This is a genomic window from Lysinibacillus sp. G4S2 (assembly GCF_030348505.1).
GTDB lineage: Bacteria > Bacillota > Bacilli > Bacillales_A > Planococcaceae > Lysinibacillus.
The window spans coordinates 33065-47635 of sequence record NZ_JAUCFJ010000001.1 but is presented as its reverse complement, the minus strand read 5'-3'; the positions used below and the strand labels follow the sequence as shown (position 1 = coordinate 47635).

Here is a 14571-nt window from a genome sequence, read left to right as displayed (position 1 = left end):
TTCGCACAGATAAAACAATTGTTGCTGTCGCTTCGCTTTCGCACAGATAAAACATTTGTTGCTGTCGCTTCGCTTTCGCACAGATAAACAATTGTTGCTGCCGCTACGTTAACACTCCGCTTTCGCACAGAAAACATCCGCTTGCGCTCCAAGGTCTCATCTAGTGACGCTGATCTCCAAGGAGTCGCCCAGCCGCCACAACAGTCACAAAGATCTCCTTGAATTTTTCAACACTATGACAAATTCGCACTCCTCTCAGGGTGCGAATTTTTTCATCCTTTACCAAAGTACAGGCTTTGCTACCATTAGCCATAACATAATGAGCAATAAGAAAATGTACATCCATGCTTTTCGATGTAGTAATGAAGCAAATTTTTGTTGGTCATAGGCAGGTGTATTAAATGTTCGTAAAGTCGGTTTGAACGCTCTTGCCAAAAAAACAATGGAGGCAAGCAACACAAGAAATGTAAGAACAATCCACGAGGTACTCCAATGATAGCCTGCATGCCACATTAATAAAATACCCGATGCAACAAGAACATGTCCCGAATGCTTGACGATTGTAATTGCTCCTTTAAAAGCCTCAATATACGGTGACATCTCAACGCGGGATGCTGTACGCATTTTCTTAACAATTGGTAAAACTACAAACAAAGGCCCAATCGAAAGAATAGCACTTAAAATATGTATATAAAGAAGAAGTGTATAAATTGAAATCATTGGTGCATACTCCCTTTTTAACTTTTTCAGTGGGTGTTTAAACACCTGCACCTGTCGCTACGCTTTCGGTACAAAAGACATTTGCTGAAAGTAGTTAAAGCCTCCAGCGGATGTCAGTCCCCCTCATTATAGCACCCAACATATGCGTGCTTTATCGGCAATTGTGAATCATTTGTAAACGCAAATTGAATCATTGTTAAATTGTTTGAAATCTGCACAAAGAGGGTATGGATTATAGTAACATGCACATATAGAACGAAAAGGAGTGATTTTTATAGGAATTCATCAATTTTTTACAAGCCTTAATGACCTAGAGCGTATTATTCGTTGCCCTGGACGCTTCAAATTTGAAGAGCATAATGTGGCTGCTCACTCTTGGAAGGTATCACAGTACGCCATGTTCTTCGCTACACTTGAGGAAATGAATGGAGCTACGGTAAATTGGAAATCGTTATATGAAAAAACCATCAATCACGACTTTGCAGAAGTGTTTATTGGCGATATTAAAACTCCGGTAAAGCATGCGAGCCCTGAGCTTAAACAAATGCTTGCACATGTTGAAGAAAAAATGATGGAAAAATTCATTATCAATGAGATTCCACAAGAATTTCAAGCTATCTTCTTTGAGCGAATGAAAGAAGGCAAGGACAGCACATTAGAAGGTCGTCTACTTGAATTTGCTGATAAGCTTGACCAATTTTATGAAGCCTTTGCTGAATTAAAACGCGGAAACACCGACAAAGAATTTGTCTATATGTATCAAACAGCTCTTACCAAACTTTTAGTGATCCCCCTCGAAGCTTCGGTTCACTATTTCCGTACTGAGATTTTGAAGGATGCTGTGAAGGAAAAAACACATATTGATATTCAAGCTTTGACAAATGAAGTATTAACATCAAATTAATATGGTGCATGTACAAGTTTTCCGACGAATTAACTCACGGAAGGCTTTTTTTATTTTCTCAAAAAAAGTCGTATAATGGTAAGAGATCGATTGGAGGGAAGCCTTTGGCACAGGATTGTTCAATTGTAGAAGATTTATTACCTTTGTATAAAAATCAAACGCTCCAAGCACATACTGTAGAATATATCGAACAACATTTAGCTAATTGTGAGCATTGTCATCAGCTCGCTACTTCAGAGCAATCACGCGAGCATCATTTACCGATGAAAAGAACGGTAACATTTTTCCATCTTGTTTTTATCGTACTGTCCTTTATGTTTGCCATTAACTCATCCTTACTAGGCAATCATAAAAGCTTTGTTGTATCATACGCAATTTTTGGCTGTCTTACTTACTTCTTTTACAAAAACATTTGGATTGTTTTTGCTATTAGCTTTGTACCTGTTTTCGTATGGGCCATCATCCATAATATTAATAATCCACTCTACGTCACTAACTATTCCTTTACGGAAATTGGGACACTGTTGATTGGAGCTAGCTACATCGCTATTTTACATACTATATTTGCACTAATCGGCGCTGCTTTTGCTATTATGTTGCGTAGGCTGAAAAAATAAAAAAAGAGTCGGTTTTGAATAGTATCCCAACATCGTTTCCTTAGTTGGGGCTCTTCATTTCCTCGACTCTTTTTATAATTATTATGCTTTTTTAACGAACTCTGACTTTAATTTCATTGCACCAAAGCCATCGATTTTACAGTCAATATTGTGATCTCCTTCAACGAGACGAATGCTTTTCACCTTTGTCCCAATTTTTAATGTTGAAGAACTGCCTTTAACCTTTAAGTCCTTAATAACTGTTACGGAATCACCGTCTGCAAGTAGATTGCCATGTGCATCCTTTACAATTAGTGTATCTGACTCCTGCTCTGTAGCATCTGCGCTCCACTCATGCGCACATTCTGGACATACAAAATTCGTTCCATCCTCATAAGTGTATTCAGAATTACATTTCGGACAATTTGGATATGCTGCCAATTCAGCTTCCTCCCTTAACTTTTTTACTAGGTAAATCCTATTTATGCTCCTATCTTTACATAATTCGTCCTATTTAGCAAAGGTTGTTCGTATTTTTCGTTCTCATTTGTGAATAATATATGAGCAGCTTCAAGTATTTTGGGGGATTTTCATTCCAGTCTTAAATGATTTGGAACTCTCGCCCATTGACTTTTTTACGCAAACCATCTTACTTGCAAGTTTGTTTATCATCATTTATTATATCCTTAAAGGCTGCATTGTTCGTACAATATTAAGTTTTAACCTTTAAGCTGTAAAAGGGAGTTTTATTATTGGAGTTGGAATGACGGGCCTCACACCAAGGTGCATGAGGATAAGCAGGAAAGCTTCTGCGAACACCCACTTTGAGGAGTGGTGGTTTAAAACTTTCTATAATAACTACGGCATACGCGGCTTTTACTCTAAATACTGTTATATCAACGTTTATACAGCATCTTAGCCAAATTGGTTAAGGTGCTTTTTTCATCCCTAAAAAGTCTATGGGGTTAAACTGGGGTTAAAATACTTGGTAATTAAAGATAAATAACAATAAACAAACCATCATATATCAGTCTTTTTCTATTAAATAGCTTCACCAATTGTACGTATTATTTCCAAGAATAATGGTGACATCTGAATCAACACATAACCTAATCCAGCATTCATAATCATTGACCAAGCCTTTTCAGAATTTCCAAGCATGAAGAAGAAGCAACCGCCAACCATGATTACGCTGGCTATCGGAAAACTAATCGCAACTAAAATCTGTACAACTGGATCTAAAGCAGTCGCTAATATCTCTAATGATTTATCAGCAATCATTCCAGTTGGTTGTGCAATAGCATTAACAGGTGTTGTGGAAGGCATTTGTGCCATCACTGGAGCTAATACAGGTTGTTGGATTGGAACGTCTATAGGAATGTTTGTGGAGGAATAAACAGCATTAAATTTATTTAAAATAAATAATCCTGAACCTACTGCAACTGTGGAAGGTATAACTGCAGCAATAGCAACGTGTTTTAATGTGGCATACTTTTCATCACCAACAAATCGATCACTGAAATCTGTGTACTCACTCGTAGGTACTACCTCAGTTTTAATACGTTTTTTAAACATTTATATTCCTCCCTTATTGAATATCGTTTATTGTGTACACCTTGCACTTCAGACCTTCACAGGATGCTTCTAGTTGTTGCCTACGTAATTCTGTTGTGGTAAGCCAAACAACCATTGGATAATAACCCATTTGTTTAACGAGGTTATCCATCAAAGATTTGTACCGTTTAATCTTTTCGCGATTTTCCTTCATGGTTTGAAGATTATCCACTTCAAGAAAGTGCTGGAATCCATTTTTAGAAAACATGCCGTCCACAATAATACTTGTAGTGCCATCTGATATTTTCACTTCGTTCTTCCAATCTCTTGGACACTTATAAAACAACCAAAACTCATTACGCATGATGGTATGCTGAACATTACTACTTACCCTACGCACTTTATCGCAATCAACATATATGCGACCAATCTTATTTAAATAATAAATCGTTTCATATCCATCTCTTATTGAGGATAGATAGCATGATAAATTGTGTATAACCCTATTTGTATTACGTTTCTTTCCAAGGTTAAAGTATCGACTGATTTGATCACGAGTCATAAAATCAAACTTCTTCAAAAGTAACAGTATGCTCTCGTCTCTCGGTGATAGCTGATCCTTCAACGCGTTCCCCTTTCTCAATAATGTGTGGTTGAATAGTATCGTGGATAATTTGTGGTGTAATTAGTGGAGTTTGTAATATTTCTCTTTTGTCAGCTGTTTGGTAAATTGCTCTACCTTTGACCATTGGCAATGATTCGGCACCTTCTGCATCCAGTACAACACGTGAGGCCACTCCTGACTGTACCCTAAAGCAAAGCTTTGCATCAGCATTTTGTTTTACCTGTCGTGGTATAACGTCACCTACTGGATATTGTGTAGCAACAACCAACCTAAAGCCTAGCCCAGCCCCTAGCCTTGCTATTTGGCTCATAATTGTTTGGCATTCTTGCTTTAATATTTTTTCATCGCGTGTAACAGCTTCTGAAGCATTTAATTCCCCTACTTCGTCGATGACTACGAAGTAACGTTCCTTTATGCCTGCCTGTTGTACATTTTTCTTTCCTAATCGTTTTAAATCACGTTGAATATCACGCATTTTGTCATATGCCATCTGTAAAGTGTGGAGGGCTTCGTGTGCTTCGTATGCAATGGAAATTGTCTGTTTAATATTTTCATAGTCGCACAATTCCACTCCACCTTTTAAGTCAATTAAATAAAAGTTAACGTGGTCTGGTACACCCTGTACTAGAGATGTAATCATCGCGTTGATGAAATTACTCTTTCCATAACGCGTCGCGCCTCCAAGGACTAAATGCGGCACCATTTCAAAATCATGAAATTTAAATGTGTTGAGTGCTCGAATTAATCCTACTGGTACTTTCCAAGCATCCCCCTGAACAAATGGCACTTCTTTCGCCAATGGCTTATCGTATACCCTAACGATTAGTAAGCCATCAAAAGCTAATTCAATTTCCTTTTTCTCAGTCAGCTTTGTCTTCCACAACTTTTGTAGCTGCAGTAGAAGGTCTTTATTAATATCCAATTGTCGTAAATCATTAAACGTAATATTCTTCTTACGATTATTCAGCCCATCCTCAAAAACCTTTAGCTTAGCTTCATAATCACTGAATGAGCGACCAAGTGGAATTCTATAGCGATACTCCCATCCCCATTCATGTTTTTTCTTTTTGACCAATTGTGTAGTCAATGTATCTTTTCCATCCTTAACATTTAATCCAGATAAGGACATGATTCTTTGGATTTTCCCTGAATCATTTGAGGACAGACCCCTATGTTTTGAAAATGCTTTTAGTGCAATTCCACCCATCAATGAAGTTGTTAAAATTTCAAACAGCACAGTTTCATCCTTTCTTCATTTTCATTATCGTCACGGTTATCTTACATAGTAAGAGTTGCTAAGAATGAGCATACATGAAATAAAGTCCAATCGATTGATACAACAGCATTCTGTAAATGCCCACTCTAATTCCCACTGGGTAATCAATCAGGCACAGCATCGGGTATACAAGTGAGCATATATTTCTTATAACATCAGCGAACAATATATCCTCTTATACGAGGTCCTTTTAGTTTCTTCTTATCAACAGTTTTACTAACAGTTGTGGACGGCTTTCTGATTTGCATTTCTTCATATTGATCCAACAAATCAAAAATAGTCATTTGTCCTTGTTGCTCCATGTATTCAAAATGTGACATCTTCTATTTCCTCCTTTGTAGTGTCTAAATTAATTTCATCATGTGAATACTTAAATCTGTAATACAATCGCTATGAATTCACCTGTTGACTAAACCGTTTTTTGTCAGACTTCACTAATTCATAGCGGTTTCTCCTATTTACCATTCCAACCAATTATCTAACGATGGTTCATCATGCACTATCGATTGTGGAAGGCTATCACGCTCATTCAACCAGTTATAGAAAGGTACTGGACGTTCTCTGCGCGCTTTGTCCTCCACAGATGAGGAATTAATCGACTTACTATTTAAACGCTCTACAGCCTTACTATAAGCACATACGAATACAGCTCTTAATGTACTAGTAACTGTCAGTACACCTTCTTTAATATCCATTGCAATTTTGAATAGAACATTTTTAGCTTTAATGAAGTCAGTTGTACTTTGAACCTGAGCAGCTAATACAACTTTGTGTAATTCATCTTTTAAGTTATCTGCTAATGGCAAACTATTCATGAAATCAAATAGCATCACTTGATACTCATTCATGTATTCTTTTTTCTTTTCAGCTTGCAAAGCCAATTCATTTTCTAATTCACATAAATTATTATTTGCTTGTTTAGAACTTAAAAGATTAAAAGATTTAATGCTTACATCTTCCGAAACATCTCCTAAAGCCTTGTCGTTACTAGCTTCAATGACTTCTTCTCGATGCATCATATCCGATACATCATTCTGTGGTAAAAAGAAATAAATGTTGGCTCCCTTGATACCGTTTAGTTTTGAGCGATTTGCTTTACCGATAATTTTTAACTCGACTAACTTTTTGATCGTGCGGCTAACTGTAATTAAAGAAACTCCGACTTCTTTTGCGATTGTTTCGTTTCGTAAATGACAAGCACCTGGATAATCTAAACAGTGTGACTTGATAGCGAAAACGATGGCACGTTCTGATTTAGTCAAATTGAATCGATCTTCTTTGATTCGTTCATTGATTTCTAAATCCATATCTTCTACTGAGTCAAATGTTGTGTAAGTTGCTAAGTATTCAAATGCCATCGTTTTCACCTCACTTTCTTTCTATAACCACTAGTTAAATACTTGCTTCAATTTCTGACGCATATGTTCTACTTCTAGCGCTGTTAACAATTCGTGATATTTCATGATGCGTGCTAATCTTCTTGTGTGCTTTCGAGCATCAGTGATTTTATCCAACTGTTTTAATTTAAGGTTGTGGTACTCATTACGTTGCGCGAATGTTTTCAATTTGTTCACCTTCCTTCTGTTCAATTATACGTTTATTCGATATTTCGTATTTCTTGATAACAGTATATTATACGCATATTCGTATAGTCAACATAAATCCTATAATTTTATTTGATATTGCGTATAAACGTATATTCTGATATATTTTGAATATGAGAATAATTAACGAAGGGTGGTTTACTATGCGGATAAAATTAAAAGAAATAATGGAAGAACGAGGACTTACTCAATCAAAGTTGGCTGAGATGACAGGTATTCGCCAAGCTGCTATTAGTGAAATAGTAAATAATCGAAGAGACACAATTAACAAAGCGCATCTAGAAACCATTTGTAAGACATTAGAAATAACAAGCTTTGACGATATATTGGAATGGGGGATAACAGATAACTAATCATAGTTGTCTGTTTTTTTATATATACTTTTACATCTAAGTTTCCTAAAATGGAAATTGAGAGGAGAGTTTATTTATGGGAACTATATTAGCAATTTTAGGTATGCTTGGTTTTTTTGTAGGTCTTGTTCTATTAGTAATTGGACTTATAAGAAAGAAAAAAATGAAAGGTGGTCTTGTTCTCGGTATTTCAATTGTTGTTTTTATAGTTGGATTTATAATGGTACCTACAAACGGTACTGAATCATCTACTGACTCTAAAGACAATGAAAAAGTAGAAACTGTAGCAAAACCTAAGGAAGAAACTCCAGAAGAAAAAGCTGCACGTGAGAAAAAAGAAGCTGAGGAAAAGGCATTAGCTGAACAGAAAGCAAAAGAAGAGGCAGAGGCGAAAGCTAAGGCGGAAGAAGAAGCTCGTATAAAAGCAGAACAAGCTGCTGCTGCTAAAAAAGCAAATGCAAAAACTATTGACTATCCACAATTGAAAAAGAATCCAGATCGTTACAAAGGTGAATACGTAAAATACACTGGAAAGATTCTACAAATTCTTGAAGGTGACAACGTTACAAACATCCGACTTGCTGTAACACCTACTTCTTATGGATATGATCCTAATGATGTTATATTTATAGAGTATTATGGTTACACAGACTTTGTGGATGATGATATTATCACTGTTTATGGAGAAATTTATGGATCATATTCATATAAATCTCAAGCCGGATTTGATATTGCATTACCAGGGTTACTTGCTAAAGAATTTGAATAACTATTCTAAGCCACTAAAATAATTGGCTTTTAATTTGCCAATAAAAAAAGCCCAGGCTCAAAATTAATTGAGTACCTGGGCATTAATTTATTCAGCTACTATATTTGTTACTTGAGCCAACTTAGCTGTTTTAATTTTATTTGCACCTGCTTGTGCTGCATCCATTCCGGTAAACGTACCTGTTTTAACACGATATTTATCGCCATCTGGCTCAATGTATGCCACCCAACCGAACCGATGCTTAAGAACATCCTGTACATTTTCAGCAGCCTGTTTTGTGCTGTAAGTGCCTGTTAAAACACGATACTTATCATCATCTGTGGAAGGCTTTGGTTGCTGTGTATTACCACTTGCGTTTTTAACCATAGTAATGAACTGGGACCAACTAATCTTACCTTCACGCATATTCCGAGGACAATTTTTGCCACTGAAATGATTGTGCTGGACCACATTACTAATTGGAATACCTTCATCTTTCATGATCTTTGCAACTAACTCTGCTGTATTTTGTACAGCTTTTAAATAGTTACCATCAGCATTTACACAAATTTCAACCTGAATACCTTCATTGTTTCCTTTATTACTTCCTGCAGCCCAACATCTCCAAGCATGTTCAAATGATTGTACAGCTTCTTTGCCGTCCACAGTATAGTGCCAAGATGCTGAACGACTATTACCGTTTGCTTGTAAACGTGCATGTGCATCTGCATCGGCTCCTGAACGTGTATTATCCGTTTCATGTACAACGATATATTTTTTACTGTTCCCTTTGCCATAAGTTACTTTGTTCGCTTGTGCATCAGGAACTAGCTTTTTACGAATAGTGACCATTATTTCTCACCATCCTTCGGTTTGTCATCGTTATCCATTTGTAACTGAGTGAATGCATTCGCCAAAAACTTCGGTACGCGAATACCTAGCTTACCTAGATTCTCAATCATACTGATACCTTCCATCCCAATTAAGAACAGAATCATTGCATTACGCATGAAATTACCTGATTCAGTCGCTAAGTCCAATTGAACCGCTGCAACGACCATTAATATCATAGCCGTCTTTTTAATTAGACCTTTAAAAGCTTTTTTGCTCTCAACATTTTTGAATAAAAATCCGACCATGATTCCTAGCGAGAAATCAATAGCCATAAAAATAGCAAGGGCTTTTATAAGATGGTCAATACCTCCAACAAGGTATCCTATCCATGCCATTGTGCCGCCAATTAATGATGTATATAGTGTGTCTGTTTTCATCTGACACCTTCCTTTTCTACATAATAAAAGCCCTCCCCAATTATCTGTGGAAGGCATAAAAAATAACGCTAAGCTTATGCTTGCGTCTCTACGTTTACCTATTCAATTGGATTGCCATATCCGTCTAGACCTAAAGCATTCAGTTTAGTTAATACAGGTGCCTTTAATTTTGTTGGCACACGATCAATCGTTGAGCCTGTTTTGTCAGTGTTTACAATTAATAATACATATCCATCTACCATTTTGTAGACCTCCAATTTTAGTTTTAATTTTATTTTAATTAACATTGCTCTAAGCATTGTTGATTGTTCCTTTTATTACTGCCATTTCTTCACGCATACTAACCAATTCTTCATATACGCCTAGTATAGAATCGACAGCAATTAAGTTATTTTGCTCTATAATAGCCTCTAATTTAGTAATCTTTTCTTCAAGTACTTCAAAAGGTGTTGGTGGATCAATAACTGATGGTATGTCTGGGAATGGTTCATAGTAGAAATTACCTTGAGGGTCTCGACGTAAAATACCATACCCTTCAGGCAACGAGTCTACGACAATAATTGTATTGTGTAAATGTTCAGGTATATCATTCATGTTGTAAAAAACACCAAACGTATCACCGGATGGCACTAGAAATATCATGATTAATTACCTCCTGCGTAACCTATTAGTTGACTGCTAAACATAACTTTATAGAATCCATTATCTCTAGTGTTAGCCATTCTAGCATAAGTTTGTCCGTTGTGAATGATAGTCGTTGACATAGGTCCTGCACTTTCAAAAATACCATTTTGCGTTATAGCTGCGTTTCCGTTTAACGTTTGTTGGGTAACACGTGGAACAATTGCATATGTTGGAGTTGAAATATGATTCAAAGTATTACTGTTTTCTATATCGATTAATTCTGTTATATTAACCATACCTACAGGTCTGCCAATATTATAATACACAGTATCTGCCCAAGAAATTATTCTTTTAAAATCTGCAGTTAAAGGTAAAATATACCCCAAGTTATTTACACCTATATTCCCCATGAGAGTCATGGTTTCTAAGTTAACAACATTTAACGAAGAAAGACCGCCAGAACCTACTTGAACCCATGCTTTTTTATCAGTTATTTCTAAAAAATCGCCCCATGATGATGAAGAAGTATTTCCCATGACTAACGCTGATACTTGTTGTAATTTACCAGCAACTAAACGAGCTTTTACGAAACTAATAGTAGTATTTCCTCTAGGTCGACCCACGATATATATGAAATCATTATATTTGGATTCGAAAAGGTTGTATAAAGTGGCTACGTTTGGTAAATCATTGTACGATTGTACATAAGATATATTGTAATTCAAAGTAGTAGGAACACCGTTAACATCTTTATTTAAATCATACCCGTAAATAGTAGAAGTATCATCGTTTACTCTAAGAGTGAAATGCATAACATTATCTCTTATAATAAGACAACGATAAACGTTACCAGCTAAAGCATCAACATTAATGTTAGTGCTTGCAGTAACTAATACTTTCTTTATTGCTAATGTATTTTTATCTAAAACAGCTAAAGAAATTTGCGTTCCTTGTTGTCCTAAGATGTAAAGATATTTATCATCAGTTGTTGTAATCCAATTCGGATTAACTTGATATAAAAATTTAAAACCTTCTGGCAATCGGACATGGTTAACAATTTCAGATGTATCTAAATTATAACTAGTTACCGAAGTTACTACTGTTGGGATAGTTTGTAATCGTAAAGCTATAAGATTACCACCATCATAATCCTCGCGCCCTATAATATAAGGTGTCTGTGCGTAGTGGCGATAGTTAACCAGTTCATCTGGATTAGCTTCAAAAAACTTTTTAGTAGCCACCTCGATAGGGTCGATATAATCAGGTGATAATATAGCGTCTTGTTGTACTATAGCCTTGTATTGCATATTGTTAATGTCTAAAAGTTGACCACTAGTATTTTTAACCTCGCCAACGTTTTCTTTGATTTGTTCTACCTGTTCGTAAGTGGGTAAATTTAAAATATTGTTTTCTGTCATCATTCCACCTCCTTAAATATAAACGATACACATTTCAAATCAGGATTAAATGCGAAACCATACTTATACACTTCATTACCTAGTAAAAATTTATGAGGCAAACTAGCATCTTCGTGGTCTTGTATTTTATTAAATAATTTGCCATCTGCTGTCGTATCCAAAATGTCTTTAACAGTTTCAAACCATGCATCAAAGTTGTCCTTACGACCTTGTAGCCACGTGTAGTACAATGCTTCTTCCGCTTGTCTCCAAGCTTCAAAATCCTTTTCTTGAGCATCAATCCATACCTCTAGTTCGCTCATCACTTTGTTTTGCCATTGTAAGAATTCTGCTGCTTTTGTTACTGAATAATCCTCAAACCATTGTTGATACTGATTAAAGATTGTTGTAGTATCAACTTGATCTACAACACCGTGCATAAGACCACAAAGACTATTATTTAATCGTGTATCTGTAATAGCTGCTTGACTAACCGTCAAAGCTCCTTTAGCGATATAAACATCCGCAAGAGCTAACTCGTAAGCATCTGCATCACGTTTTAAAGTTGGAGCGATTGGAGAAGCCGATAAAGCACCTTTTTTGACTTCCACACTCATTTTACGGAGTGTAAAATCTAATTTAATTACGATGCGATCAATACGATTAAGTGTTGCATCGCCAACAGCAAGTGACAAGTTATAATCCTCATCATTAATTAAATAATACCCATTGACCCATCCTTTACCAGGACGAACATATACACTCATTGAATCTCCATTTGCACGAATCTGTAAACAATCAGAAGGTTTAACAAAAATACCATTCCCGATGAATGTTGCGAAATACTGTGCAAAATCCTCTGCTTTGTATCGTCTATCTCCATTAATAGAGTTAAACATTCCAAATCTAAACATTATTACTTCACCATCCTTTTTATAGCCTGTGGAAGGGTTGGTACTGACTTACCTACAGTTACAAAGATTGATTTACCATCTTCTTTGAATACCTCATCCGCTTGCATTACACGACTATTCATTAAAATTCCTAATTCATCATCCTTAATTGTAATTAAGTCCCCTAAGAAAAAATCCTCGTTGTATTTTGTATTTTCTTTTGTTACATCCAGTTCACAATCAAAGCCTATGAACTCTGTATACTCGGATAATTTTTCTTTTCCTTTTGCTGCAAGTAAAGCGTTATACTCTGATAATGGAATTGATATTTGTTCACCATCTACTTCCCTTGTTTCAGAAACTTCCCTCGCATCGATAAATATTTCTCGACGTTTTAATCCTGTATACGATGCACCTACAGAGGTTGTTTTACGTGCCCAACCCTCTCCGGCACCTCCAACAAGAGCAGTTGTTTTTAAATCGTTATCAGCATCCTCATAGTTTCTTTTTAATAAATTACTACGGTTTTTAGATAGGATTATACGTGGATTTGCCATTTGGTTAATAGTTCTGTTTGCACCTTCATAAAAGTCATATTTCAGTGTCCGTTTATCGAATAGACAACGCATCCCAACGTCATGAGTAGTGCATAGATTTTCACATACCTCATACACCTGTTTATATGAAATTTGCTGTTGAATAGCTTGACCAATATTTTTTACCGCGGCTAATTGTACTTGTGAAATTTTACGAGTTGCATCAGTAGGACTAATCATACTTTCTGAAATAATTTGCCTCATAATCTTTTCAGGTGTTGTATTGAAATCGTATTGCTTCCACAGGATTCTACGGTCTGTCCATCGTGTGAGAGAAAAGCATTTGATAACCAATTGATCTACACCAGAACTATCATCAAATTGACGATAGTAAATAAACATGGCTTCATTATCATCCTGACGATAAATAATATTTCCCTTCTTCAATAGCTCGATATTTTTCGGTGTAACATCTACATGTAATTCTGCCTCACTACCCGGCCCGTATTTTTTCCTCCACAGAAGATACGAGAACTTACCGATATATCCTAAACGCTCAAAATTTTCATTGCATACATAAAGCATGTCACTACACCCCCACAAACTGAGGCGTAAAGTAAATGGACACCTCTAGATTTGATACAAATTCGGCTGCATCATATCGAATTAAATTGTCCCCGACATCCACACTTAATTGAATATCTGAATCATACGATAGATAATTAAAGTAATTAATTTGTGTTCCGTTTCGTTCTAAAATGGCATACTCATTACCTCTTTGAGTATTAACGGTGACAATATCTCCACCCTGTAAAGTTGCATCAATCATAATGATATGACCTGTATCTACTACTTCAATCTGTGGACGGACAACAGAACCTAAAGCTTTGAATTGGATCCGTAAAGGTGAAGCAGTATCACTATCATTGAAGACATTCACAATGTTGTTAGGCTCACGATAACCCATTTCAATGCCGTCACCTTCTGCATCAATTTCAAGTTCAAATTCGAACGCTGGTACCCACATTGCTATTTCGTATTTCTGTTCTTCGGTGTACCACCAAGGATTAGGGCATAAAAACGAAATAATAAATTCATTTATCACATGCCTGCTTACAACTGGTGATTTTTCTACCTTGCAATCGATATAACGTGTAACCTCACCATTTTCATATCTAAGTGTGAAATTATGCTTTGGATTAAAAAAACGAATTAACTTTTGCCTATTAACATCCTTATCCAATCGAATACGACCATTGATGACAATGTTTCGTTCTCTAACACTAGAACCTTTTACATTTGTGCCATCCTCGTTGTAATTCTTCACGTTATAAAATTCATTTTCTAATGCTTCCAATCCATCTGCGTTGTCTAAATAAAAAGGGCTAGACACTGAAATTTCGAATGTCTGCCCTCGATGATTATCGAATATTAATTTTTCTCGACTTTGGAAAGACTCAATCATGTTCT

At 36.0% G+C, this 14571-nt stretch carries 19 protein-coding genes and 1 other RNA gene; 5 read left to right on the top strand and 15 right to left on the bottom strand.

Annotated elements, in window-relative coordinates:
- Positions 1 to 279 precede the first annotated feature (279 nt).
- A complete protein-coding gene (locus tag QUF91_RS00355; RefSeq protein WP_285399722.1) occupies positions 280 to 720 on the bottom strand; it encodes a hypothetical protein in 441 nt (146 codons plus the stop codon).
- 265 nt (positions 721 to 985) lie between these two features.
- Between QUF91_RS00355 and QUF91_RS00350 the strand changes: the two genes are divergently transcribed.
- Both QUF91_RS00350 and QUF91_RS00345 read left to right on the top strand, forming a co-directional pair.
- Entirely contained in the window at positions 986 to 1624 is a 639-nt protein-coding gene (locus QUF91_RS00350; protein ID WP_285399723.1) for a YfbR-like 5'-deoxynucleotidase, read from the top strand.
- 104 nt (positions 1625 to 1728) lie between these two features.
- Positions 1729 to 2241 (top strand): zf-HC2 domain-containing protein, encoded by a 513-nt coding sequence (locus QUF91_RS00345; RefSeq protein WP_289416438.1) that lies wholly within the window; start codon positions 1729 to 1731, stop codon positions 2239 to 2241.
- Positions 2242 to 2322: 81 nt separating this feature from the next.
- On the opposite strand, the gene QUF91_RS00340 is transcribed toward QUF91_RS00345, so the two are convergent.
- A complete protein-coding gene (locus QUF91_RS00340) occupies positions 2323 to 2661 on the bottom strand; it encodes a zinc ribbon domain-containing protein YjdM (protein ID WP_285399725.1) in 339 nt (112 codons plus the stop codon).
- 246 nt (positions 2662 to 2907) lie between these two features.
- Between QUF91_RS00340 and ssrS the strand changes: the two genes are divergently transcribed.
- Positions 2908 to 3100: non-coding RNA, 6S RNA (ssrS, locus tag QUF91_RS00335), on the top strand.
- Positions 3101 to 3261: 161 nt separating this feature from the next.
- Here ssrS and QUF91_RS00330 read toward each other — a convergent pair.
- The 5 genes from QUF91_RS00330 to QUF91_RS00310 form a co-directional block, all read right to left on the bottom strand.
- Entirely contained in the window at positions 3262 to 3795 is a 534-nt protein-coding gene (locus QUF91_RS00330) for a hypothetical protein (protein ID WP_289416436.1), read from the bottom strand.
- Positions 3796 to 3808: 13 nt separating this feature from the next.
- Positions 3809 to 4336: a replication-relaxation family protein gene (locus tag QUF91_RS00325; protein ID WP_289416434.1), complete on the bottom strand. Its 528-nt coding sequence runs from the start codon at positions 4334 to 4336 to the stop codon at positions 3809 to 3811.
- 4 nt (positions 4337 to 4340) lie between these two features.
- Positions 4341 to 5636 carry an FtsK/SpoIIIE domain-containing protein gene (locus QUF91_RS00320; RefSeq protein WP_289416433.1) on the bottom strand — a complete coding sequence of 432 codons (1296 nt, stop codon included), beginning with the start codon at positions 5634 to 5636 and terminating at the stop codon, positions 4341 to 4343.
- 194 nt (positions 5637 to 5830) lie between these two features.
- Positions 5831 to 5995: a hypothetical protein gene (locus tag QUF91_RS00315; protein ID WP_289416431.1), complete on the bottom strand. Its 165-nt coding sequence runs from the start codon at positions 5993 to 5995 to the stop codon at positions 5831 to 5833.
- 138 nt (positions 5996 to 6133) lie between these two features.
- Positions 6134 to 7033 (bottom strand): helix-turn-helix domain-containing protein, encoded by a 900-nt coding sequence (locus tag QUF91_RS00310; RefSeq protein WP_289416429.1) that lies wholly within the window; start codon positions 7031 to 7033, stop codon positions 6134 to 6136.
- Between the two features lie 389 nt (positions 7034 to 7422).
- Here QUF91_RS00310 and QUF91_RS00305 point away from each other — a divergent pair, with 389 nt between their 5' ends.
- Complete coding sequence (locus QUF91_RS00305) at positions 7423 to 7632, top strand: helix-turn-helix domain-containing protein (RefSeq protein WP_289416428.1); 210 nt, start codon at positions 7423 to 7425, stop codon at positions 7630 to 7632.
- Between the two features lie 76 nt (positions 7633 to 7708).
- On the top strand, positions 7709 to 8401 hold the full coding sequence (locus QUF91_RS00300) for a Slp family lipoprotein (RefSeq protein ID WP_289416427.1): 693 nt from the start codon (positions 7709 to 7711) through the stop codon (positions 8399 to 8401).
- A gap of 87 nt (positions 8402 to 8488) precedes the next feature.
- Here the strand turns inward: QUF91_RS00300 and QUF91_RS00295 are convergent, their stop codons facing one another.
- The 8 genes from QUF91_RS00295 to QUF91_RS00260 all read right to left on the bottom strand — a co-directional run bounded on the left by QUF91_RS00295 (position 8489) and on the right by QUF91_RS00260 (position 14566).
- Positions 8489 to 9232, bottom strand: coding sequence for an N-acetylmuramoyl-L-alanine amidase (locus tag QUF91_RS00295; RefSeq protein ID WP_289416426.1), 744 nt, complete (start codon positions 9230 to 9232; stop codon positions 8489 to 8491).
- Positions 9232 to 9651, bottom strand: a complete 420-nt coding sequence (locus QUF91_RS00290) for a phage holin family protein (RefSeq protein ID WP_289416425.1) — start codon at positions 9649 to 9651, stop codon at positions 9232 to 9234. Before QUF91_RS00290 ends, QUF91_RS00295 begins: the two co-directional genes overlap by 1 nt.
- A 98-nt stretch (positions 9652 to 9749) precedes the next feature.
- Positions 9750 to 9893 carry a hypothetical protein gene (locus QUF91_RS00285; protein ID WP_289416424.1) on the bottom strand — a complete coding sequence of 48 codons (144 nt, stop codon included), beginning with the start codon at positions 9891 to 9893 and terminating at the stop codon, positions 9750 to 9752.
- A 49-nt stretch (positions 9894 to 9942) separates the two neighbouring features.
- A complete protein-coding gene (locus QUF91_RS00280) occupies positions 9943 to 10293 on the bottom strand; it encodes a hypothetical protein (RefSeq protein WP_289416423.1) in 351 nt (116 codons plus the stop codon).
- A 2-nt stretch (positions 10294 to 10295) separates the two neighbouring features.
- Positions 10296 to 11693: a hypothetical protein gene (locus tag QUF91_RS00275; protein WP_289416422.1), complete on the bottom strand. Its 1398-nt coding sequence runs from the start codon at positions 11691 to 11693 to the stop codon at positions 10296 to 10298.
- Positions 11693 to 12586, bottom strand: coding sequence for a hypothetical protein (locus QUF91_RS00270; protein WP_289416421.1), 894 nt, complete (start codon positions 12584 to 12586; stop codon positions 11693 to 11695). The genes QUF91_RS00275 and QUF91_RS00270 overlap by 1 nt, the downstream gene beginning before the upstream one ends.
- A gap of 2 nt (positions 12587 to 12588) precedes the next feature.
- Positions 12589 to 13686, bottom strand: a complete 1098-nt coding sequence (locus QUF91_RS00265) for a siphovirus ReqiPepy6 Gp37-like family protein (protein ID WP_289416419.1) — start codon at positions 13684 to 13686, stop codon at positions 12589 to 12591.
- Positions 13687 to 13690: 4 nt separating this feature from the next.
- Complete coding sequence (locus QUF91_RS00260; RefSeq protein WP_289416417.1) at positions 13691 to 14566, bottom strand: phage tail domain-containing protein; 876 nt, start codon at positions 14564 to 14566, stop codon at positions 13691 to 13693.
- Positions 14567 to 14571: the final 5 nt, after the last annotated feature.

Coding starts and splice junctions, on each gene's coding strand:
- QUF91_RS00325 (WP_289416434.1), bottom strand. CDS start 4,336: ATGACTCGTGATCAAATCAGTCGATACTTTAACCTTGGAAAGAAACGT.
- QUF91_RS00305 (WP_289416428.1), top strand. CDS start 7,423: ATGCGGATAAAATTAAAAGAAATAATGGAAGAACGAGGACTTACTCAA.
- QUF91_RS00260 (WP_289416417.1), bottom strand. CDS start 14,566: ATGATTGAGTCTTTCCAAAGTCGAGAAAAATTAATATTCGATAATCAT.
- QUF91_RS00265 (WP_289416419.1), bottom strand. CDS start 13,686: ATGCTTTATGTATGCAATGAAAATTTTGAGCGTTTAGGATATATCGGT.
- QUF91_RS00330 (WP_289416436.1), bottom strand. CDS start 3,795: ATGTTTAAAAAACGTATTAAAACTGAGGTAGTACCTACGAGTGAGTAC.
- QUF91_RS00315 (WP_289416431.1), bottom strand. CDS start 5,995: ATGTCACATTTTGAATACATGGAGCAACAAGGACAAATGACTATTTTT.
- QUF91_RS00310 (WP_289416429.1), bottom strand. CDS start 7,033: ATGGCATTTGAATACTTAGCAACTTACACAACATTTGACTCAGTAGAA.
- QUF91_RS00275 (WP_289416422.1), bottom strand. CDS start 11,693: ATGACAGAAAACAATATTTTAAATTTACCCACTTACGAACAGGTAGAA.
- QUF91_RS00285 (WP_289416424.1), bottom strand. CDS start 9,893: ATGGTAGATGGATATGTATTATTAATTGTAAACACTGACAAAACAGGC.
- QUF91_RS00290 (WP_289416425.1), bottom strand. CDS start 9,651: ATGAAAACAGACACACTATATACATCATTAATTGGCGGCACAATGGCA.
- QUF91_RS00300 (WP_289416427.1), top strand. CDS start 7,709: ATGGGAACTATATTAGCAATTTTAGGTATGCTTGGTTTTTTTGTAGGT.
- QUF91_RS00295 (WP_289416426.1), bottom strand. CDS start 9,232: ATGGTCACTATTCGTAAAAAGCTAGTTCCTGATGCACAAGCGAACAAA.
- QUF91_RS00270 (WP_289416421.1), bottom strand. CDS start 12,586: ATGTTTAGATTTGGAATGTTTAACTCTATTAATGGAGATAGACGATAC.
- QUF91_RS00355 (WP_285399722.1), bottom strand. CDS start 720: ATGATTTCAATTTATACACTTCTTCTTTATATACATATTTTAAGTGCT.
- QUF91_RS00280 (WP_289416423.1), bottom strand. CDS start 10,293: ATGATATTTCTAGTGCCATCCGGTGATACGTTTGGTGTTTTTTACAAC.